The following is a 21453-nucleotide window of genomic DNA, read 5'->3' on the forward strand; positions in this document are numbered from 1 at the left end:
CGGTCCAGGGAAACGGGTGGACCACCCGGATGGACCGCAGAAGGCCCCGGTCGGCGGACACCGGGGCCCTGCTGGTGCTGCTGCGGTCGTGGTAGGAGACTGCCGCCGGTCAGCCGCAGGTCAGTACGCCCGCGTTCTGCTTGGCGGTGAGCACCCGGCGCACGCTGGCCGCCACGTCGGAGCGGAAGGCGGAGTTCGACGACATCCGGCTGAGCACCGCCGACGTCATCGGGGAGATGTCGCTGGTCCGCACGGTGAGGACGATGTCGCCGCCGGCCGTGATGAAGTCCACCGCGCGCTGGGCCGGGGTGCGGTTGGCGACCGCGGCGGCGTTGCCGAGGTCATCGGAGATGACCGCGCCCTTGAAGCCGAGCTTGCCGCGCAGCAGGGTGCGGATCACCGCGGAGGAGAAGGCCGCCGGGTTGTGGGAGTCGATCCGGGTGTAGATCGCCGAGGAGACCATCACGAACGGCGTGCCCGCCTGGATACCGGCCTTGAACGGCTGGAGGTAGGGGTCGGTGGCGGTGGTCACCGAGTCGGTGACGTTCGCGGTGAAGTCGGTGTTGCCGCTGGCCCGGCCCAGCCCCGGGAAGTGCTTGATGGCCGGCACCACGCCGCCCTGCTTCATGCCGCGCAGGAACGCGGTGCTGTGGGAGGCGACGGTGGAGGGGGTGGTGCCGTACTCCCGGTCGAGCTTGCCGATCGGCGCGTTCACCGTCACCTGGTTCGCCGGGACGGTGTCGGCGACCGGCGCGAGGTTCATGTCGACCCCGGCGGCGGCCAGTTGGCGCGCCCAGGTGGCGGCGCTGCTCTGGAGGGTGGAGGTGGACCAGGTGCCCTGGGTGACCGCGCTCGGGATCGTGCTGAAGCCCGAGCCGTTGAGCACCTGGACCTGGCCGCCCTCCTGGTCGGTGGAGACGAACATGCCCAGGGACACGCCCTTGACCGGGGAGGCCAGCGAGCGGACCTTGGCGGTGACCGCCTTCACCGCGGTGGTGCCCGCGGTGGTGTGGCCCTGGAGGAAGACCGAGCCGGTCTTGCCGGTGGTGATCGCCTGCATCTGGGCGGCGGTCACGCCGGTGCTGGTGACGGCGGTCATGAAGAGCTGGCCGACCCGCTGGGAGTTCGTCATCGCGTCGTACGCCCGGTCCACGCAGGAGGCCGCGGTGGCGGTGGGCTGAGCCGAGGTGCTGGGCGGCGCGCTGGTGGTCCCCGTCGGGCTCGCGGTGGTGCTGGTCGAGGTCGCGGGGGAGGCGCCGGCCCGCGAGGACGTGGCCGTGGTGCCGGTGGGCGTGGACGAGGAGGACGAGTTGCCGTTCCCGCACCCGGCGACGGCCACGAGCAGGCCGGCCGCGAGGGCGCCGTGCCGGAGCAGGCGCGCGGAGTACGACGGTCGGGCGGCGGGGGAATGCTGCGGGTGCTTGCGCACTGCGGAACCTCACCTCATGGGGGCCGGTCTGCGGAACAGGGGGACAACAGGACGGCGGACGGGGACAGGGGGCTGTCCTGCCATGATCTCCCAGCGGCGGCACATGTTCCTCACAGGTCCCCTGGTGAGCGGCCACCCGGGTGAAACCGGCCCGCGCCCCCCGCGCCCCCGAGCCCCCTCGCCCCGCGCCCCCGCGCTGCCGGGGGCCGTACCGCAACCATCCGCCGGGCACCCGCCGTCAGCCGGCCTCCGGGGCCGCCCACGGCAGCGTCGAGTGGCGGTGCGGGACGAGCCCGGCCGCCACCACGGCCAGCAGGGCCGCCACGATCGGCAGCGGCGCGGTCGGATGGCCGTGCACGATCAGCGCCGCCCCGGCGAGCGCCCCGGCGAACATCGCCAGCGCCGACAGCAGCCGCCGCCCGGCCCTGCTGTCCCCGCCTCCGGCCAGCCGTGAGTCCGCGGCGACCCCGGTGAGCGTCATGGTCAGCACCGTGGTGGTCAGATCGGGCACCGCCAGCCGGCGGACCACCGCATTCTGCGAGCCCATCGCCAGCCCGAGCAGCACCACGAGCACCGCGCGCGATGCGCCGTCCGCGGGCAGCGACACCGTCTCCGACAAGCCCAACGACACCAGTACCAGAGCCAGTTGGGCAATGGTGGCGCCGAGCAGCAGTCGCGCGCGGTGCGCGGCGGCCAGCCCGTACAGCCGCCCGCCGGCCACCGCGCCCGCGACGAAGGCGAGCAGCGCCAGGACGGAGGCGAGCAGGGAGAAGCCCTTGGCGCCGGCCAGCGAGAAGGCGATGAAGACGACGTTTCCGGTCATGTTGGCGACGAAGACCCGGCCCAGGGCGAGGTAGCTGAAGGCGTCGACCAGGCCGGTCACCACGGTCAGGACGAGCAGCAGCGGCGGCAGCGGGCCGTGCGGGCCGGTGAGCGGAGGCGCGACGATCGACCGGATCTGGTGGAGCGTGGTGCGCACGGCGAGGTCCCTCCCGGGCGGCGGCGTTGTCCCAGCATGGTGCCCTGCCGCGCGGGTGTGCGGCGGCGTCGACCCGCCGGGGGTGGCGTGCGCGCGTGTCGGGCGGCCCGGTGTGAGACTGGCCGCCGAGGAGGTGATCCGCCATGGCGACGTCCGCCGCGGACCGGTCCAGCAGCGAGGGCGGCCGCACCGTCACCACCGACGTGCCGGCCCGGCTGGACCGGCTGCCCTGGTCGGGCTGGCACTGGATGATCGTGGTGGGCCTGGGCACCGTGTGGATTCTGGACGGCCTGGAAGTCACCATCGTCGGCAACATCGCCGGGCGGCTGTCGGAACCGGGCTCCGGTCTTGCCATCTCCTCCTCCGACATCACCGGCCTCGCCGCCGCCCTCTACGTGACCGGGGCGTGCGTCGGCGCGCTCTTCTTCGGCTGGCTCACCGACCGCTACGGCCGCCGGAAGCTGTTCATGGTGACCCTCGCGGTGTATCTGGGCGCCACCGCGATGACCGCGCTGTCCTTCGCGCCGTGGTGGTTCTTCACCTTCCGCTTCCTGACCGGCTTCGGCATCGGCGGGGAGTACGCGGCGATCAACTCCGCGATCGACGAGCTGATCCCGTCGAAGTACCGCGGCCGGGTGGACCTGAGCATCAACGGCAGCTACTGGCTCGGCGCGATCGGCGGCTCGCTGCTGTCCATCGCGGCGCTGAACACGAGCCTGTTCGCCAAGGACGTCGGCTGGCGGCTGACCTTCGCGCTGGGCGTGGTGCTCGGCCTGGTCATCCTGCTGGTGCGCCGGCACGTGCCGGAGAGCCCGCGCTGGCAGTTCATCCACGGCTACGGCGACGAGGCCGAGCACCTCGTCGCCGACGTCGAGCAGCGGGTCGAGACGGAGAAGGGCACCCGGCTGCCGCGCGCCGGCCGCGAGATCACCATCCACCAGCGCAGGAGCATCGGCTTCGGGCTGATCGCCAGGACCGTCTTCGCGAAGTACCCCAGACGCGCGGTGCTGGGCCTGTCCCTCTTCATCGGGCAGGCGTTCCTCTACAACGCCATCACCTTCGGCTTCGGCACGATCCTGATCACCTTCTACGGCGTCGACTCCGGGCACACCGGCTACTACTTCGCGGTGATCGCGGCCGGCAACCTGTGCGGGGCGGTGCTGCTCAGCCCGCTCTTCGACCTGGTCGGGCGGCGGATCATGATCAGCGGCACCTACCTGCTGTCCGGCGTGCTGCTCTTCCTCACCGCCTGGCTCTTCCACCGCGGGACGCTGGACGCCACCACGCTCACCGCGTGCTGGTGCGTGGTGCTCTTCTTCGCCTCGGCCGGCGCGAGCAGCGCCTATCTGACGGTGTCGGAGATCTTCCCGATGGAGACCCGCGCGATGGCCATCGCGTTCTTCTACGCGGTCGGCACGGCGGCCGGCGGCATCACCGGACCGCTGGTCTTCGCCGACCTGACCTCCTCGGGGAAGGTCGCGGACACCGTGCTGGCGTTCTGCATCGGCGCGGGCCTGATGTGCGCGGGCGGCCTGGTCGCGGCGGTCTTCGCGGTCGACGCGGAGCAGAAGTCGCTGGAGGACATCGCCAGGCCCCTGACCGCGGCCGAAGCGGCCGAAGCGGCCGAACCGGCCTGAGCGGCCGCGGTCACCCCTGCCGCACCCGTCCGTACCGGGCGCGGGCCGTCATTGGGCGAGCAGGCCGGCCCGGAGCTTGCGGACGATACGGCTGAGCAGCCGGGAGACGTGCATCTGGGAGTACCCCAGCTCCTCTCCGATCTGCGACTGGGTCATCTCGTCGACGAAGCGCATCCGCAGCAGCTCGCGGTCGCGGTCGGAGAGTTCGGCGATCAGCGGGGCCAGGCTGCCCAGGTCCTCGACCAGTTCGATCGACGGGTCGCAGTCGCCGATGGAGTCGGCCAGGGTGCGGCCGTCGCTCTCGGGGCCGGCGTCGCTGTCGGACCACGGCACGTCCAGGGAACCGGCGGTGTAGCCGTTCGCGGCGACCAGGCCCTCCAGCACGTCCTCCTCGGACATCTCCAGGTGGGCGGCCAGCTCCGCCACCGTCGGGTCGCGGTCCAGCAGCAGCGCCAGCTGCTCCTTGGCCTTGCCCAGCTCCACCCGCAGCTCCTGGAGCCGCCGCGGCACGTGGACCGCCCACGAGGTGTCGCGGAAGAACCGCTTCATCTCGCCGACGATGTACGGGATCGCGAAGGTGGTGAACTCCGTCTCCCGGGACAGGTCGAACCGGTCGATCGCCTTGATCAGCCCGATCGTGCCGACCTGGACGATCTCCTCGCGGTCGGTCGACGGGCGGTTGCGGTAGCGCCCGGCGGCGAAGTGCACGAGCGCGAGGTTCATCTCGATCAGGGTGTTGCGGGCGTAACTGTGGGCGTGGGTGCCCTCCTCCAGCTCCTGGAGCCGGTCGAAGAAGAGCTTCGACAGCACCCGGGCGTCCTTCGGGGCGACGGCTGTGGCGTCCTCGATCCAGGGGAGCCCGCCGGTCGCCTCCTGGGCCTGGTCGGCCGGACCCGGGTAGGTCGCGGTTCCGCTCGTGCCGGCCGGCTGCTGCGCGTTCACGGTCACGGTCACCTCATCGCCTCGAACTGGTAAAACGGTCATCCGCCTTCTGCCCGGACCTCGCGAACGTATTCCTCCCTTTTTCAAAAGCGGTTCGCCGCGCACCCGGTCAACGCGGCGCACCGCCCGCGCCGTTCAGACGTACTTCGGCAGCCACTCCAGCCGCAGCGCCTCGTGGTGGGCGCCGCCGCCCTCGTGGCTGTTGAAGTCGTAGACCTCGATGGTCCGGTCCTGGTGGCCGTAGCCGTTGAACGCGGCGAACACCGTGGAGGGCGGGCAGGTGAGGTCCTGGAGCGCGGTGGAGAACAGCGCGGGGGCGCTGCCGCGGGTCGCGAAGTGCACGTTGTCGAAGTAGGCGAGGGTGCCGAACACCCGCTCCCGCTCCGGGCGGTGGTTGGCCAGGTAGACCGCGACCTCGCGGTACGGGGCCGCGTCGGTGATCCGGACCGCCCGCGGCAGGTCGCACAGGAACGGCACGTCCGGCGCCACCGCGACGAGGTCCGGCACCAGGCCGCCCACCGCGATGCTCAGCCCGCCGCCCTGGCTGACCCCGGTCAGTACCGTGCGGGCGGCGTCGGCCAGCGGGTGGCTGCGGGCCGCCTCGACCGCGCGCACACCGTCGGTGATCACCCGGCGGTAGTAGAAGGTGTCGCGGTCGGCTATGCCGCGGGTCAGGAAGCCGGGCGTCGCGGACGCCGAACCCACCGGGTCGGGGGTGTCGCCGGTCGACCAGGAGCCGCCCTGGCCGCGGGTGTCCATCAGGAAGTGCGCGTATCCCGCGGAGGCCCATGTCAGGTTCTGGTGCGGCAGCCCGCGCCCGCCGCCGTAGCCGACGAACTCCACCACCAGCGGCAGCGGTTCGGTGGACCCGGCCGGTATCGAGAACCAGCCCTTGATCCGGTGCCCGCCGAAGCCGGAGAACTCCACGTCGAAGATCTCCACCGTGCGTATCGCCGTCGCGACCGGCTCGAACCGGGCGTCCAGGTCGTGGCTGCGGGCCTGCGCGAGGGTGTCCGCCCAGAAGCGGTCGAAGTCCGGCGGCTCGATCGAGGCGCTGCGGTACGTCCTGAGCTCTTCCAGCGGCATGTCGAACTGGGCCATCGGTTGCGTCCCCTCCGCGGCTGATCACCAAAGGTCCCGCACACCGTACTGGCCCGGTCCGCCGCGACGCGCCCCGGGCCGCACCTCCGGCAGGCGGGGGCGCGGCCCGGGGCGGCCGGGCTCACTTCTCGGGAGCGCGCTCAGCGGCGGGCCGGCCTTGACCGGGGTCGGTGGTGCAGCCGCCCTTGCGGCAGTTGACATCGGGGCAGGACATCGCGGATCACCTCTTTTCTGCCAGGTCGTCGGGCACACAGTCCAGGAGCAGCTTGTCCACCCGCCGGCCCTGCCACAGCGCGGCGCTGCGCAGCCGGCCGGCGGTACGGAAACCGGCCTTCAGATAGGCGTTGACCGCGGCGGTGTGCGGGGCCAGCACCTCCAGCCACACCGCGCTCAGCGATGCGATGGAGAACGCCCAGTCCAAGGTGAGAGCGGTGGCTTCGGACGCATAGCCCCGGCCGCGGTGCTCCGGGGCGATCACCAGGGTGAGTTCGGCGGTGTTGACCGCCTGGTCGACGCAGAGGGACGTGGTGCCCACCGGCACCGCGTCCTCGGTGGTGACCACTTCGAAGAGCTGGTAGTGCTCCGAGGTGTGACTGCTCAGGAAACGGGCCTGGAACACCTCCCAGGACACCGGCCAGCGGGCACCGAAACCGACGACCGTCTGCGGGTCGGTCTCCCACCGGTGGTAGTCCTGCATCATCTCTTCCCTCGCCAGTGCCAGTGCCAACCGCTCTCCGGCGCGCAGCGGCAGAGGTGCGGGGGAGTGGGGGGTGGTCATCACGTGTCGTCTCTCCCATACGTGTGCCCGGGACCGGGGGATCGCAGCCGTCAATAAAGCGTCATTCCGTACGGCGTCCCGCGGGGCGGGATCGGCGGTATTGCCGCGGGCGCGACGGGGTTGTGCTTGCCCCGGGCCGGGTCCCACCCGGCCCACGAGTGCACCGACGCCCCATACGTGGGCAAAAGCCCGCGCCGGTGACTGCGGGCGGTCATGGGTGGCAAACCGGTGGCAACGGGTGGCAAGGCGCCGAGCATGGCCGAATCCGGGTCAACCGCACCACACCGCGGCGCGTCCGCGCACCGGCGCACCCCCGGCCGGCGGCGCCGCCGGCGAACCCGGGCCGCCGCGGTGATAAGTCACCCGCAAGCGGGGAAAGCAAGGAGAACGGTCGCCGACGGCAGGAGGTCCGCGTGAAGGTCGCACTGCTGACCCGGGAGTACCCCCCGGACGTCTACGGCGGCGCGGGCGTGCACGTCGAGTTCCTCGCCCGAGAACTGCGCCGCCTGGTCGACCTCGACGTGCACTGCTGGGGCGAGGGCGACAGCCCGGGCGTCGCCCGCCACCGCGCCCCCGACAGCCTCGACGGCGCCAACGACGCGCTGCGCACCTTCGCCGTCGACCTCCAGATGTCCGCCGCGCTCCAGGGCCGCGACCTGGTGCACTCCCACACCTGGTACGCCAACCTCGCCGGCCACCTCGGCAAGCTCCTGCACGGCATCCCGCACGTGCTCACCGCGCACTCGCTGGAACCCCTGCGCCCCTGGAAGGCCGAGCAGCTCGGCGGCGGCTACGCCCTGTCCAGCTGGGCCGAGCGCACCGCGATGGAGTCCGCCGACGCGGTGATCGCGGTCTCCGACGGCATGCGCGGCGACATCCTGTCCTGCTACCCGGCTCTCGACCCCGCGCGGGTGCACGTGGTGCGCAACGGCATCGACACCGCCACCTACCGGGCCGACCCGCGCACCGACGCCCTCGCCCGGCTCGGCGTCGACCCGGCCCGCCCGTACGTGCTGTTCGTCGGCCGCATCACCCGGCAGAAGGGCGTGCCGCACCTGCTGCGCGCCGCCCGCTCGATCGACCCGGCCGCACAGCTCGTACTGTGCGCGGGCGCGCCCGACACCCCCGCGCTGGACCGGGAGTTCAGATCGCTCTTCGACGAACTCAGCTCGGTGCGCGACGGGGTGCACTGGATTCCGTCGATGCTGCCGCGCCCGGCGGTGGTGCAACTCCTCAGCCATGCCGCGGTGTTCGTCTGCCCGTCGGTCTACGAGCCGCTGGGCATCGTCAACCTGGAGGCGATGGCGTGCGGCACACCGGTGGTCGCCTCCGCGGTCGGCGGCATCCCCGAGGTCGTCGCGCACGGCACGACCGGGCTGCTGGTGCCCTACCGGGAGGGCCACGCCGACCAGTTCGAGGCGGGGCTCGCCCGGGCGCTGGACCGGGTGCTCGCCGACCCGGCGGCCGCGGCGCGGATGGGCGAGGCGGGACGGCGGCGCGCGGTCGGCGAGTTCGGCTGGGACACCGTCGCGCGCCGCACCGCGCAGCTGTACGAGGAGGTGGCGAAGGCGGGCGCGGCGCCGTAGCGGGCGGGGCACGGAACGGGCACGTCACGACGACGGACGACGGCGTACAGGCAGCGTACAGACGACGGACAAGGGGGCGCCGATGCGCGGAGGTGGACCTTCGGTCCTTGGCATAGTGCTGGCCGGCGGCGCGGGCAAGCGGCTGATGCCGCTCACCGCCGACCGGGCGAAACCGGCCGTGACCTTCGGCGGGAACTACCGCCTGGTCGACTTTGTGCTGTCGAACCTGGTCAACGGCGGCATCCTGCGGATCTGCGTACTGACGCAGTACAAGTCGCACAGCCTGGACCGCCATGTCTCGACGACCTGGCGGATGTCCAGCATGCTCGGCAACTACGTGACGCCGGTGCCCGCCCAGCAGCGGCTGGGCCCGCGCTGGTACCTCGGCAGCGCCGACGCGATCCTCCAGTCGCTCAACCTCATCCACGACGAACAGCCGGACTACGTCGCGGTGTTCGGCGCCGACCACGTCTACCGGATGGACCCGCGGCAGATGCTGGCGCAGCACGCCGAGCACGGCGCGGGCGTCACCGTGGCGGGCATCAAGGTGCCCCGGGCCGACGCGGGCGGCTTCGGTGTGATCACCCCAGGCGCCGACGGCGTGATGGTGGAGCGGTTCCTGGAGAAGCCGGCCGACCCGCCGGTGCTGCCCGACGACCCCGGGCGGGTCTTCGCCTCGATGGGCAACTACGTCTTCACCACCAAAGTGCTGCTGGAGGCGCTGCAGGCGGACGCGGAGGACCCGCAGTCCGTGCACGACATGGGCGGCAGCATCCTGCCGCGGCTGACCGCGCAGGGCGCCGCGCACGTCTACGACTTCGACGCCAACCACGTCCCCGGCGAGACCGCCCGCGACCACGGCTACTGGCGGGACGTGGGCACCCTCGACACGTACTACGACGCGCACATGGACCTCGTCTCCGACCGGCCCGCGTTCAGCCTCTACAACCGCGACTGGCCGATCCACACCAACCCCGGCTCGCTGCCGCCGGCGAAGATCGCCGCCGGCGGCATCGTGGGGGAGTCGGTGGTCAGCCCCGGCTGCGTGGTGCGCGGCCAGGTCACCCGCTCGGTCCTGTCGCCCGGTGTCGTGGTGGAGCCGGGCGCGGTCGTGCAGGGCTCGGTGCTGCACCACAACGTGCGGGTCGGGCGCGGCGCGATCGTCCGCGGGGCGGTGCTGGACAAGAACGTGGACGTGCCGCCCGGCGCCACGATCGGCGTCAACCCGGCGCGGGACCGCGAGCTGTACGCCGTCTCGGACGCGGGGGTGATCGTGCTGGGCAAGGGCAGCCCCGTCGGCTGAACCGGGCCGCGGCCTGCCCGCGGGCGGCGGCCCCGGTCCCCGGTCACGTCCGCGGGTCGGGAGCTGCCGCGGTGCCGCCGGGGCCGGCCGCGGCCCGCCGGACACGTCGGCGCACGTCGGCGACGGCCGGGGAACCGGTGAACGCCGCCGTCACCTCCAGCAGCCACGCCGTCTCGGCCGCCACCGTCGCCGCCACGGCCGCCGGCGGCTGCGGCGCGGCCCCGGCCGTCCGGGCGCCCTGGGCACTGTGCCGCCGCCCGGCCCGCTTGTTCTCCAGTGCAGCGGCGATCGTGGCCGCTTCCAGCACCGCCTGCCGCGGGCGGCCGTCCTCCGCCGCGCCCGCCGTCCACCGGTCGACGTCGGCGTCGAAGTACGGCCGCAGTGCCAGGTGCCCGTCGCGGATCTCGATCACCCGCCGGTACAGCGCGAACTCCGCCCGGCGCAGACCCGGTCGGCGCTCGGCCGCCGACGGGTCGAGGGCGATCTGCGGCAGCTCGCGGTGCAGCGCCGACCACAGCGGCTCCAGCGCCCGGTAGCGGCGGTAGGCGCGCAGCCACCGCACCGGGGCGCCGAGCGGGCCGCCCCACAAGGTCGCCGTCGCCCCGCCGGTGGCCAGCAGCGCGGTGATCGCGCCCAGTAAGGAGGACACCATGTCCTCGCCCACGCCCTGGTGGCCCGCGCGCAGATCGCCGAGGACGTCGTCCAGCGCCCAGGCCGTCCAGGCGGCGCCGAACGCGGCGGCGAGCATCATCAGCCGCAGCCCCGTCCGCAGCAGCCCCGGCGCGGTCCGGGCCGCGTGGCCGGCGAGTTCGCGGGCCAGCACGAGCAGGCACCAGGCGCCGTAGAGCGCGAAGAGCGCGCTGAAGGCGGCCAGCGCCCACCGGTGGCCGTCCGGGACGGACAACTCGTCGCCCCGGGTGTGCGGTTGGGCGGCCAGGAACAGCAGCAGCGACGCGGCCAGCGCCGCACCCGCCAGCCGCGCCTGGCGCCGCAGCGCCGTCCGGCCGGCGGCCGGGGACTTGAGGGCGTAGGCGACCAGGGCGAGGAAGGCCAGGCCCGACAGCTTCAGGCTGTGGCTGACGAACATCACCGCCGTGTCGAGCGCCGGGTCGGCCGCCAACCCACCTGTCACCGTAGGGGAGTTGAGCAGCAGCGCGGGGCCCATGCACAGCGCGAAACCGGAGACGTAGCGCTGCGCGGGGTCCGCGCGGGAGCCGCGGGTGATCGTCAGCCGGTGGACGCCGAAGACCAGGAAGAACGCGGCGCCGAGGAAGGAGAGCAGGTCAGTCATCGAGGCGGCCCGGCGCCGGGCCCTCCGGAGTGCCGAACAGCCGGTCCAACCGGGCCCGCCCCGGGTGCGGCGGCTGCGGCCGGGCGTCGCGGGCGTCCTGGGCGGTGCGCGCCAGGATCATGGAGGCCACCAACTCCGCCTCCTGCTCCTGCGGTTCGGTGTACACGCTGCGGCCGAGCACCCGCTGGACCAGCGACGGCGCCAGGTGCGGCATGAGCACCTCGGCGGCCGCCGACGCGGCGGGCGCGGTCTCGTGGTGGCCGCAGATCAGATGGGCCGCCTCGTGCAGCAGGATGTGCTGCTGGTGCAGCGCGCTGGTGTCGGCCGCGTACAGGATGCAGTCGGCCCGGTCGGTGGTGACCAGCAGGCCGCACGGGGTGTGCAGCGCCGCGGAGATCGGCACCAGCTCGATCGGACGGCCGCGGGTGCCGGCGAGCATCCCGATGAAGACCGCCGCGTCGAACGGGTCGGGCAGGTCGAGCCCGTCCACCGTGCGCCGGCAGCGCTTCCACATCTCCCGGCCGCCGCCGCGTCCTGCCCGCCTCACCCGCTGTCCCTCCCTCCACCGGCCGGAGCCATGAGACCTCACAGCGGAGTTCGGGCACGCTACAAGCCGCGCCCCTGGGAACTGCGCTCCCTGCGGGCGAGGACGTCGATCATGTCGCTGATCGTGGCCGCGTCCTCGGGGGACAGGTTAACCGCGCGCAGCGCCATGCTGCGCACACCGGCGTCGCGCAGCGCGCCGAGGAGTTCGAGTTCCTTGGCGATGGCCGCGCCCTGCTCGTCGTCGAAGAAGTACCCGACGGGGACGTCGAAGAACTGCGCGAGGGCCTCGAGATGGCGCTTGGTGGGATTGTCCCGGCGGCCGGTGCGCAACTGCCACAGGTACGTCGCGGAGAAGCTCTCGCCGGTGGCCTCGCGGCAGGCGCGGGCGACTTCCTCGTGGCTGTACGGCTCGCGGTTGGGGCGCCGGACGACGCGGAAGAGGGCGTCGATCTTGTCGGCGAGGGTGGCGTCCGGCTCGCGGTCGGCGGTGGTGGTGGACGACACGGCGGAAACACGCTTGTCCATGGTCCGCCTCCCCCCGAGTAGTACCGGCCAGGCCCGGGTGCCCTGCCCCCGGCCTCATCGTAGCCGGTGCCCACCCGATCCCGGAATGGCCGTCGGCTGTGTGGCCGATGTGAACCGGGTGACAGGGCGCGGGTGGCGGTGTCCGTGGGTTCGCCCCCGCCGCCGACTTCCGTGCGTGACGCGGACGTTGCTGTCCGTTCGGTCCGGCGGGCGGCCGGAGCCGTCGGAACGCCGATCCGGCCGGGCAAGGGGATTTCCGGCCATGTCGGGGACCGGGGGCGGCACTTGGGTGGGCGATGCGAGCCGGTGCTCCGGTCAGACCGCGGCCGGCTCCGGCGCGGGCACAGCGGGGGCCTTTCGGGCGGCCCGCAGCGCGGGCGGCAGGCTCAGCGCGACGCCGCCGAGCGCGATCAGCCCCATCGCCCACAGCGCGCCGCGCACCCCGAGCCAGTCGCCGAGCACACCGCTGCCCAGCGCGCCGACCAGGCCCGCGGTGGCCACGCACACCTGGAGCGCGGCCATCGCGCGGCCGAGCGTCTCCTCGGACATGTCGGCGACGAGCACCGAGCTGACGGCCACATTGGCGATCGACCCGAAGAAGATGGGCAGCCCGATGCCCAGCGCCGCGCAACACGCGGCCAGCGGCAGCGGCCCGTCGGCCAGCGGCAGCAGCAGGCTGCACGCCATCGCCGCGGTGAACGCCCCGAGCAGCACCCGCCGGGGGTTGCGCCCCGGCGCCAGCACGCGCCCGGCGACGGCCGAGCCCGACAGCCCCATCAGCCCCGACAGCGCGAAGAGCGACCCGTACGCGGCCGTCGGCAGGTGGATCACCCGCAGCAGGAACGGGCCGGTCAGGGCGGTCACCCCGGCCAGGGCCGCGGCCGGCACCACGATGAACACCGCCAGCGCGCGGTGGAAGCCGTCGCCGGTGAACAGCCGCAGGCCGGCCAGCGCGCCGCGCAGCGAGGTCAGCATCGAGGGCGCCGGGCCGCGCGGCACCAGGTCGGGCGAGCGCATGGCGAGCAGCGCTACGGCGCTGAGCAGGTAGCTGGCCACGTCGACCGACAGCGCGGCGGCCGCGCCGAGCACCGCGATCGCGGGCCCGGCCAGCAGCCGGCCGACGAGCGCGGCACCGTACTGCCCGGCCTGGAGCCGGGCCCGGGCGCTGCCGATGCCGTCGGGGCCGACGAGCTGGCGCAGGTGCAGGAAGTACACGGACATCGAGAACGTGGAGGTGGCGCCCATGACGGCGCACAGCAGGCCCAGCCACAGCAGCGAGACGGTGCCCGCGGCCAGTCCCAGGGCGACCGCGCCGACGGCCGCCGCGCAGACCAGGTCGAGCAGCACCAGGGTGCGGCGCGGGTGGGCGAGGCGGTCGGCGAGCGCGCCGGCCGGGAAGCCCAGCAGCAGGATCGGCGCGGTGGCGGCCGCGCTGATCAGGCCGATGGCCCCGGCCGAGGCGTTGAGGTGCACCACCGCCACGACGGGCAGCGCGATGGTGGTGAAGACCGAGCCGAACGCGGAGGCGGTCTGCCCGCACCAGTAGTAGTTGACGTCGCGCCGCACGCCCCGGTCCGCGGGGCCGGGCGGCTGCTTCGTGTCCGCGTCCGGTCCGCCGCTCGGGCTGTCGGTCGTGTCACGGTCCATCGGGGCACCTCACCTGGCTGCGGCGGTCGGGGCGGGGGCGGCGGCGAGCGCGTCCACGGTGAACAGCGGGTCGGGCGCGGGGTCCAGCAGCTGCGTCAGGAAGAGCAGCACGCCCGCCGAGCCGCTCCACAGGTCGGCGCTGAACCGCATGTTCTGGTCGCCGAGGAAGCGCACCCCGGTCGGGTGCGGCACCGCGAACTTGTACAGGGCCCGCGCGCTGCGGACCGCGGCGTCCCGGGCGGCGGCGTCGCCGGTCAGCCGGGCGTGCTCGGCAGCCGCGAACCCCAGTCCGGCCTGCCCCTGGAAGAGCCCGGACATCGCGGTGTACGGGGTGCGGGCCGCGGCCAGCAGCCGTGGCAGCGCCTGGACCAGCCGCTCGTCGCCGATCGTGCGGGTGTAGCGGACGACGGTGTGCGCCATCGAGGCGGAGCCGCAGTACAGGTAGGGCAGGCTGCGGCTGTCGGCGGCGGAGATCGGGAAGGCCAGACCGGGCGCGTCGGGGTCGGTGGCGCGGTCGAGTTCGGCGTGCAGCAGCCGCACCCCGCGCTCCGTGCCCGCCGACGACCCGGTGACGGCGTCGAGTTGCTGGAGCATCAGGGCGATGCCGGTCCGGCCGTGCATCAGGCCGGTGGCGTCGTCGGCGCCGAGCAGCGCGGTGAGTTCGGCGTCGGGCGGCAGCGCCGCGGCGAGCTGCTGCGCGCGGTCGAGGTGCGCGTTCTCGCGGGTGTGCCCGTAGAGGGCGAGGTGGGCCATGGCCAGGCCCGAGCTGCCGCCGAAGAGGGTGGCGCAGGCGCCGGAGGCGGTCAGCGGGTGCCGGTCGGCGGCGGCGAGCAGGTCGCGTGCCTCGTCCAGCAGGCCGTGGTCGGCCAGCACCCAGGCGATTCCGGCGGTGCCGGCCATCAGCCCGGGCCCCAGGCGCTCGATGCCGTCGAAGGTGTCGGCGCGCAGCCGCTCCAGGGCGCCGTCCGGGAGGGCGCGCCCGGCTCGGGTCAGGGCGTGCAGCACGCCCGCGGAACCGTAGGCCAGGCACTGGGTGTTGCTGGCGTATCCGTCGGCGATGGTGGGGAACACCCGGGCCGGGTGGCCGGGTTCGGCCATGGCGGTCAGCGCGTCGGCGGTGCGGTCGCGCAACTCGGCCAGGTGGCGCAGCGGTTCGGCGGCCACCTGCTCGGGGGTGGGCAGGGGTACGGCGCCGTCGGCGGCGGGGCGCGGCGGGTGGAAGCGGACCGCCTTGCGCCACAGGGGTTGCGGCACCGGCGCCCGCTCCTGGAGCTCGCCGCGCAGGTGGGCGAGCGTATCGGGGTTGCGGCGGGCCAGTTGGTGGAAGGGCCCGAGCAGCAGCAGGGCGAGGCCGGCCAGCCCGTAGGTGTCGTGGATCAGCCGGTCGTCGCCGACGAGTTCGGGCGGCGGGGCGTAGCCGGGCGTGCCGATCACCAGGATCTCGTCGCTGTCGGCGCGCTGGGCGGCCTCGAAGTCGACCAGCCGGACGCTGTCGTCGTCGCCGACCATGACGTTGCCCGGGCTGACGTCCACGAAGAGATAGCCGGCCGCGTGCAGGCGGTCCAGCGCGGTCTCGACCCGTGCGATCAGCTTCTCGCAGCGCGCGTAGTAGTCGTCGAACTCCTCGCGGCGGCGGCCGGTGCCGAGCATGGGCTGATGGGCGACCATCCAGCGCTGGAGGGTCTCGCCCTCGACGAACTCGGTGACCAGGTAGTGGTGTTCCCACTCGCGGAAGAGCTCCAGTGGCTGCGGGGCCAGGCCGGGCACCGCCTCGTGCAGCGCGGTGAGCGTGGCGTGCTCGGCGCGGAGCTGGTCGGGCGCGGTGCGCTCGCCGTGGGCGATCCCGGTGTGCGCGCGGGCCTCCTTGATGAAGACCTGGCGGCCGGTGGCGAGTTCGCGGGCGCGGTAGGTGCCGCCGGAGTTGGAGAACTGGAGGGCCTCTTCGAAGGCGTAGCCGTGGAAGGTGACGGGTGCGGGTGCGGGTGCGTCCGCCGTGGCCGGGGCGCCTTTCGCACGGGTCGCGCCCTTCGCCTTCGGCCCCTTCGCCTTCGGTCCCTTCGCCTTCGGTCCCTTCGCCTTCGGTCCCTTCGCCTTCGGCCGGCCGGCGGTGAACGGGTCGGTGACGCCGTCGGGCAGGTGGAAGGAGACCCCGCGGCGGTCCTCGGCCAGGACGCCGTCCGGGCGGCGCAGCAGCATGGTGTAGGTGCCGTCGGCGTTGACGCGGTCGCGCGGCAGGTAGGCGCCGTACCGGTAGTGGACGGTGCGCGAGTCGCGGTAGCGCCGGTCGGTGAGGATGAACGGGCCTTCCTCGTCGGCGAGTTCGGTGCGCAGCCGCTCCATGAGCGTGCGGGCGGCCTCGACGCTCGTGGGGTAGGCGGCGACGAACTTGCCGCTCTGCTGGCGGGCGGCCTGCTTGTGGTGCATCCACCAGTAGAACAGTGCGCAGGACATGTTCTTGAAGGCGACGTCCTGCTCGAAGCAGACCGCGGCCACGGTGTCGAGGACGTGCTGCTGGCGGCCGGGCCGCGCGGACACGTGGACCTTCCAGCCGTCCTCGACACCGCGCAGCTGCCGGCCGCGGTGCCACATCGTCCAGATCCCGGCCTCGGCCCCGGTCCAGCCGTCCGGTACGGCCGCGGGCCGGTAGACCTCCCCGCGGTCGCGGGCGGTCTCCAGCGGGGCGTAGAACTCCTTGTCCGCGACGACGTACAGGAACGGGATCATGGGCCTCTCCGGTGCGGGATCGACGTGCGGGGTACGGCGGGGAGTCAGCAGCAGACCGCCAGGCTCGTCGCGCTCGTGGAGCCGAGCAGCTGGTCGGGTTCGGGCGCCTTCACCCCGAGCTCCTGAAGGCCCAGCGGCATCGCGGTGTGCGCCTCGACCTCGGACTCCTCGGTGTCGGCGGCGGTTTCGGGCTCGGGTTCGGGCGCGGACGGTACGGGTTCGGCCATGGTCGTCTCCTGTCGGGGTGCGGGCGCCCGGGCGGCCGGCCCCGGCCGTACGGGCGCACAACGACGTGTGGGCGGCGCGCCGTCGCGGCACGCCGCCCACACGGGAGGATCAGGCGCAGGCGGCCAGGCTGACCGTGCTGCCGGGAGCCTCCAGGTTGCTGACCTCCAGGTCCTGGAGCTCCAGGGGAGCGGCGGTGTGCGCCTCGACCTCGTTGTCGGTCTCGGTCTCGGCAGCGGCTTCCTCGTTGGTCGGGTCGACGGCGTCAGCCATGATCGTCTCCTCGTGTCAGCGGATGTGAAGCGTCGTTCGGACGTTCCACACGCTAGGAGCAGGGGATTCGGAACCGGTCTACTCGCGGTATGCGGCCGGTATCGCCGCAGGTCGCGGTGGGTTGGCCGACAACTGCCGCGGCTCGGCCGGATGTTGCCTTGTTCACCCGGGCGAATCCGTTTGATATAAGTCATCCGCCTGATGTCATTCATCTCAGCTCATGACCTGGTCCCGGGTCAGCCGGTGGGAAAGGTGAAACCAGAGATGGCCGAACCCCAGCACGACGCCCTGCGCCTCACCGTCCTCGGCCCCCTGTCCGTCGGCACGCCCGACGGCCCCCTCCCGCTCGGCCCGCTCAAACAGCGGCTGCTGCTGGCGATGCTGCTGCTGCGCGCCAACACCCCCGTGTCGCTCGACCTGTTGACCGACACCCTGTGGGACGGCCGGCCCCCGCGCACCGCGCGCAAGAACATCCAGGTGTACATCTCCGCGCTGCGCAAGCTCCTGGACACCGTCGGGGCGGGCGACCGCCTCGCGCACCACGCCGGCGGCTACCTGCTGCGGGTGCGGGACGACGAACTGGACGTGCTGCGCTTCCAGCACCTGGCCAGGGCCGCCCGCGAGGCCACCGCGCAGGGCGCGTTGGGCCCGGCGTCCCGGATGCTGCGCGAGGCGCTCGGACTGCGGCAGGAACTCCCGCTGCGCGAACTGCGGTTCTCGCCCGCGGTGCGGTCCGAGGCCGAACGCCTCGACAGCCGCCACCTCCAGGTCTACGAGGACTGGGCCGAGATCGAGCTGCGGCTCGGCCGCGCCACCGAGGTCGCCGAGACCGTCGCGGACCTGGTCGAGCGGCACCCCGAGCGGGAACGGCTCAGAGCCGTGCAGATGACCGCGCTGTTCGCCCAGGGCCGGCAGACCGAGGCGCTGTCCGCCTACGCGGCCCTGCGCCAGCTCCTCGCCGCCGAGTACGGGCTCCAGCCGAGCGCCGCGCTGGAGACGCTCTACCGCTCGATCCTCGACGGCGGCCCCCAGCAGCCCGGCGGCACCCTCGGCTCGCTCGGCGCCGCCGACCCGCGGACCGCGCCGCGCCGCCCCGGCGGCGAACTGGGCGCCGTACTCCCGCAGGACCTCGCCGACTTCACCGGTCGCGTTCCCCAACTGCACGAGCTGTGCGGCCTGTTGGCGGGCGAACGGCGGCTGACGCTGCTGACCGGGCCGGTCGGCACCGGCAAGACCGCGCTCGCGGTGCACACGGCGCACCTGCTGGCCGCGGAGTTCCCCGACGGGCGGGTGCTGCTGCGGATGCGCGACGAGCACGGCCGGCCGCGCCCGGCCGCCGCCCTGGTGGCCGAGCTGTCCCGGCTGGCCGGCCTGCCGGAACCGCCGCACGGGGCCGGCGCCCTGGACACCGGGACCCGGCGGCCCGGCGCCGAGGAGGCCGCGGCCGCGTGGCGGGCCTGGCTGGCACCGCGGCGGGTCCTGCTGGTGCTGGACGACGCGGCCGACGAGGCGTCGGTGCGGCCCCTGGTGCCCGACAGCGGCGGCAGCGCCGTCCTGGTCACCGCCCGCGCCCAACTGGCGGGCCTGGCCGCGGCCAACCGGCTGGAGCTGGCGCCCTTCGAGCGGGCCGAGAGCCTGGAACTGCTCGGCCGGATCATCGGCACCGACCGCCTGCGCTCCTGTCCGGCCTCGGCCGAACGGATCGTGGCCGCCACCGGGATGCTGCCGCTGGCCGTACGCGTCAGCGGCCTGAAGCTCGCCGTACGCCGCCACCTGCCGCTGGGCGAGTACGCCGCCCGGCTCGGCGACGACCGGACCGTCCTGGACGAACTCGTCGCCGGGGACGCCGACGTCCGGCCGAGCCTGGCCGGCTGCTGGCAGGACCTCGGCCCGGCCGACCGGGCCGCGCTGTGCCTGCTGGGGGAGCTGCCGGACCGGCCCTTCACCCTGCGCCAGGCCGCCGAGGCGCTCACCTGCGACCAGGACGACGCCCTGCACCGGCTGGAGTCGCTGATGGACGCCGGCGTGCTCATGGCACCGCGCAGCGAGGTCACCGCCCACGCCGCCCGCTACGAGCTCCCGCGCCTGACGAAGGTCTACGCGCGTGAACAGGCGCAGCGCCACCTCCTGCCGCTGCCGCGGGCCACCGCCTGAGCCGCACGCGCCGACCCGGCGTGCGCCCCTTCGGGGGCCAACGGTGTCCCGGGCCGCCACCTGCGGATTTACCGCTCCCATACCGCTTCTTACCCCACCTCGAACCGCTCCCGCCGACACTCGGGAGGACGATGAGGAGCGTGCGATGGAACTCGCCGAACTGATGACACAGCGCCCGCTGCCGGGCGCGGGCCTGCTCCTGACCGTCACCGGCCGCTGCCCGCTGCACTGCGCGCACTGCTCCACCGCCGCCACCATGGCCTCCGGCGAACCCGACGCCGCCCGGCTGCGGTCCTTCGTCGGCAGCTTCACCGCCGAGGAGCACCCCGCGGTGCTCATGATGACCGGCGGCGAACCGCTGCTGCGGCCCGGCCTCGTCACCGAACTCGCCGCGAGCGCGCGGGCGGCCGGCACCAGGACCGCGCTGCTCACCGGCGCCTTCTTCGTCGGCCCGGCGGCCCGCGCGGAACGGCCGGGCGCCCACGCCGTGCCGGAGCGGATCTGGCGGGCCGTGACGTCCGTCGACCACTTCTCGGTGAGCATGGACGCCTTCCACGAGCGCGAGACCGGCCGCGCGCCCGTCCTCGCCCTCCTGGCGCAGGTGCTGGACGCCGGGGTCGCCACCAGCGTCCACCTGGTCGGCAGCGGCCCTGACGACCCCTACCTCGCCGATGTCACCGCCGACATCCGCCACACCTTCGGCACCCGGGTGCCCATGCTCGTCAACTCCCTGCGCCGGGTGGGCCGGGCCGCCTCCTGGGCCGCCGCGGACACCGCGGCGCCCGACCCGGAGCGCGCGCTGCCCTGCGCCATGGCCGCCTGGCCGGTGGTCGCCGCCGACGGCGCCGTGCTCGCCTGCTGCAACCAGGACGTCGTCGACCGCAGACCCGCCCCCGCGCACCTGGCGCTCGGCCACATCGGCGCCAACGGCTGGCCGGAGATCAGCGCCCGGGTGCGGCGGTCGCCGGTGCTGCGGATGATCAGGACGGTCGGCCCCGCGAACCTGCGGCACCGCTACGGCGCCGCCGACCCCGCCGCCCACGCCGCTCAAGCCGACCCCGCCGCCCAGCCGGCCCCGGTCCGCGGCTACTGCGACGGCTGCCGCGCGCTCGCCGACCAGCCGCGCGTCCTGGCCGCCGCGGCCGCCGCGGGCGCCGGACCCGCGGGCGCGCTGCTGGACCGGTACGCCGCCGACGGCCAGGCCGCGGCCGGCGCCGTGGCCCTGGTCCGGCGGCACGGCTGCGCCCCCTACGCCGACCTGGTCGCACCGCGCGGAGCCGCGCGGTGAGCGCGGCCACCGCGGTCCCGCCCGGCACCGCGCTGCGCGCCCGGCTGGCGCTGACCGCGCCCGCGGTGCAGGCGGCCACCACCGCCATGTGGCGCCCGCAGGGCCTGAGTTCGCGCTACGACCGCTACCTGGCCGCCATGCACGGGCTGATCCGCGCGTCCGTGCCGCTGATGGAGCAGGCGGCAGGCCGCTGCGCCCGGCTGGGCCCCGGCGACCCGGTTGCCGCGCCGCTCACCGCCTACCTGCGCGCGCACATCGAGGAGGAACGCGGCCACGACGCCTGGCTGCTGGCGGACATCGCCGCGCTGGGCGGCGATGCCGCGGCCGTCCGCGACCGGCAGCCGTCCCCCGTCGTCGCCCGGCTGGCCGGCGCCCAGTACTACTGGATCACGCACCACCACCCCGTCGCGCTGCTCGGCTACATCGCCGTGCTGGAGGGCAACGCGCCCGCGCCCTGGCTGGCGGACCGGATCGCCGCCGCCGGAGTGCCCGCCGCGGCGCTGCGGACCGTACGCGGCCACGCCGAGCTGGACGGCGGGCACACCGCCGCGCTGTTCGCGCTGCTCGACGGGCTGCCGCTCGACCCGCCCCTGCTGCACGCGGTCGTGATGAGCGCGCTGCACACCGTGGACGGGCTCGTGGAGCTGTTCGCGCACATCGGCCGGGCAGCGCAGCAGGAACACCCCAGGGAAAGGACGCACACCTCATGAGCGACGGGGCGGCGCAGAGCCGGGAGCGCGACGGCGGCCACGGCGGCGCGGACATCGGCGGGGCGGACATCGGCGGGGCGGGCATGGACGGCACGGCCGACGACACCCTGGAGGTGCTCCAGGCGCACGGCTTCGGCGTCGCCGACCTCACCGAGGAGCAGCGGGACGTGCTGCGGGCGCTGAGCGCGGAGGAGCTGTCGGTGATGCTCGACATCAAGGCGCGGCTGGACGAGGTCGGCCCGGAAGTGCAGGCGCACAGCGAGATCGCCGGCGGCGCGCTCTTCTGAGCCGCTCCACCACCAGCGGAAGGGACCG

The 21453-nt window shown here is 74.1% G+C and carries 19 protein-coding genes; 7 read left to right on the top strand and 12 right to left on the bottom strand.

Going from position 1 to position 21453, the window contains the following annotated elements:
• Positions 1–109: 109 nt before the first annotated feature.
• Positions 110–1429: a glycoside hydrolase family 3 N-terminal domain-containing protein gene (locus AC3ERT_RS00425; RefSeq protein WP_335980914.1), complete on the bottom strand. Its 1320-nt coding sequence runs from the start codon at positions 1427–1429 to the stop codon at positions 110–112.
• Between the two features lie 238 nt (positions 1430–1667).
• A complete protein-coding gene (locus AC3ERT_RS00430) occupies positions 1668–2408 on the bottom strand; it encodes a DUF1275 family protein (RefSeq protein WP_435172093.1) in 741 nt (246 codons plus the stop codon).
• A 143-nt stretch (positions 2409–2551) separates the two neighbouring features.
• On the opposite strand from AC3ERT_RS00430, the gene AC3ERT_RS00435 reads away from it, so the two are divergent.
• On the top strand, positions 2552–4045 hold the full coding sequence (locus AC3ERT_RS00435) for an MFS transporter (protein WP_435172095.1): 1494 nt from the start codon (positions 2552–2554) through the stop codon (positions 4043–4045).
• Positions 4046–4093: 48 nt separating this feature from the next.
• Here the strand turns inward: AC3ERT_RS00435 and AC3ERT_RS00440 are convergent, their stop codons facing one another.
• The 3 genes from AC3ERT_RS00440 to AC3ERT_RS00450 form a co-directional block, all read right to left on the bottom strand.
• The gene (locus AC3ERT_RS00440) at positions 4094–5029 is read right to left on the bottom strand and encodes an RNA polymerase sigma factor SigF (RefSeq protein WP_435127965.1); all 936 of its coding nucleotides are present in this window, start codon (positions 5027–5029) and stop codon (positions 4094–4096) included.
• Between the two features lie 93 nt (positions 5030–5122).
• Positions 5123–6088 (bottom strand): acetylxylan esterase, encoded by a 966-nt coding sequence (locus AC3ERT_RS00445; protein WP_435172097.1) that lies wholly within the window; start codon positions 6086–6088, stop codon positions 5123–5125.
• 220 nt (positions 6089–6308) lie between these two features.
• Positions 6309–6866, bottom strand: a complete 558-nt coding sequence (locus AC3ERT_RS00450; protein WP_335980937.1) for a GNAT family N-acetyltransferase — start codon at positions 6864–6866, stop codon at positions 6309–6311.
• Between the two features lie 413 nt (positions 6867–7279).
• Between AC3ERT_RS00450 and glgA the strand changes: the two genes are divergently transcribed.
• Both glgA and glgC read left to right on the top strand, forming a co-directional pair.
• Positions 7280–8452, top strand: coding sequence for a glycogen synthase (gene glgA, locus AC3ERT_RS00455; RefSeq protein ID WP_435127961.1), 1173 nt, complete (start codon positions 7280–7282; stop codon positions 8450–8452).
• An 82-nt stretch (positions 8453–8534) separates the two neighbouring features.
• Positions 8535–9755 (top strand): glucose-1-phosphate adenylyltransferase, encoded by a 1221-nt coding sequence (gene glgC, locus AC3ERT_RS00460; RefSeq protein ID WP_435172099.1) that lies wholly within the window; start codon positions 8535–8537, stop codon positions 9753–9755.
• Positions 9756–9798: 43 nt separating this feature from the next.
• On the opposite strand, the gene AC3ERT_RS00465 is transcribed toward glgC, so the two are convergent.
• The 7 genes from AC3ERT_RS00465 to AC3ERT_RS00495 form a co-directional block, all read right to left on the bottom strand.
• Entirely contained in the window at positions 9799–11046 is a 1248-nt protein-coding gene (locus tag AC3ERT_RS00465; protein ID WP_435172100.1) for an MAB_1171c family putative transporter, read from the bottom strand.
• Positions 11039–11593 (bottom strand): ParH-like protein, encoded by a 555-nt coding sequence (locus tag AC3ERT_RS00470; RefSeq protein ID WP_435127955.1) that lies wholly within the window; start codon positions 11591–11593, stop codon positions 11039–11041. The genes AC3ERT_RS00465 and AC3ERT_RS00470 overlap by 8 nt, the downstream gene beginning before the upstream one ends.
• Before the next feature lie 59 nt (positions 11594–11652).
• Complete coding sequence (locus tag AC3ERT_RS00475; protein WP_335980902.1) at positions 11653–12117, bottom strand: XRE family transcriptional regulator; 465 nt, start codon at positions 12115–12117, stop codon at positions 11653–11655.
• Positions 12118–12432: 315 nt separating this feature from the next.
• Entirely contained in the window at positions 12433–13764 is a 1332-nt protein-coding gene (locus AC3ERT_RS00480) for an MFS transporter (RefSeq protein ID WP_435127953.1), read from the bottom strand.
• A gap of 9 nt (positions 13765–13773) precedes the next feature.
• Positions 13774–16488: a class III lanthionine synthetase LanKC N-terminal domain-containing protein gene (locus tag AC3ERT_RS00485; RefSeq protein WP_435172102.1), complete on the bottom strand. Its 2715-nt coding sequence runs from the start codon at positions 16486–16488 to the stop codon at positions 13774–13776.
• Positions 16489–16532: 44 nt separating this feature from the next.
• Positions 16533–16715, bottom strand: coding sequence for a hypothetical protein (locus AC3ERT_RS00490; protein ID WP_335980899.1), 183 nt, complete (start codon positions 16713–16715; stop codon positions 16533–16535).
• 109 nt (positions 16716–16824) lie between these two features.
• On the bottom strand, positions 16825–16986 hold the full coding sequence (locus AC3ERT_RS00495) for a hypothetical protein (protein ID WP_335980898.1): 162 nt from the start codon (positions 16984–16986) through the stop codon (positions 16825–16827).
• Positions 16987–17250: 264 nt separating this feature from the next.
• On the opposite strand from AC3ERT_RS00495, the gene AC3ERT_RS00500 reads away from it, so the two are divergent.
• From AC3ERT_RS00500 to AC3ERT_RS00515, 4 genes are all read left to right on the top strand, one after another.
• Complete coding sequence (locus AC3ERT_RS00500; protein ID WP_435172104.1) at positions 17251–19140, top strand: AfsR/SARP family transcriptional regulator; 1890 nt, start codon at positions 17251–17253, stop codon at positions 19138–19140.
• A gap of 145 nt (positions 19141–19285) precedes the next feature.
• Entirely contained in the window at positions 19286–20428 is a 1143-nt protein-coding gene (locus tag AC3ERT_RS00505) for a radical SAM protein (protein ID WP_435127947.1), read from the top strand.
• 86 nt (positions 20429–20514) lie between these two features.
• Entirely contained in the window at positions 20515–21138 is a 624-nt protein-coding gene (locus tag AC3ERT_RS00510) for an iron-containing redox enzyme family protein (RefSeq protein ID WP_435172329.1), read from the top strand.
• 83 nt (positions 21139–21221) lie between these two features.
• On the top strand, positions 21222–21425 hold the full coding sequence (locus tag AC3ERT_RS00515; RefSeq protein WP_335980935.1) for an aroma-sacti cluster domain-containing protein: 204 nt from the start codon (positions 21222–21224) through the stop codon (positions 21423–21425).
• The last annotated feature ends 28 nt before the right edge of the window (positions 21426–21453 follow it).

The sequence above is a fragment of the Actinacidiphila sp. bgisy145 genome, assembly GCF_057708125.1.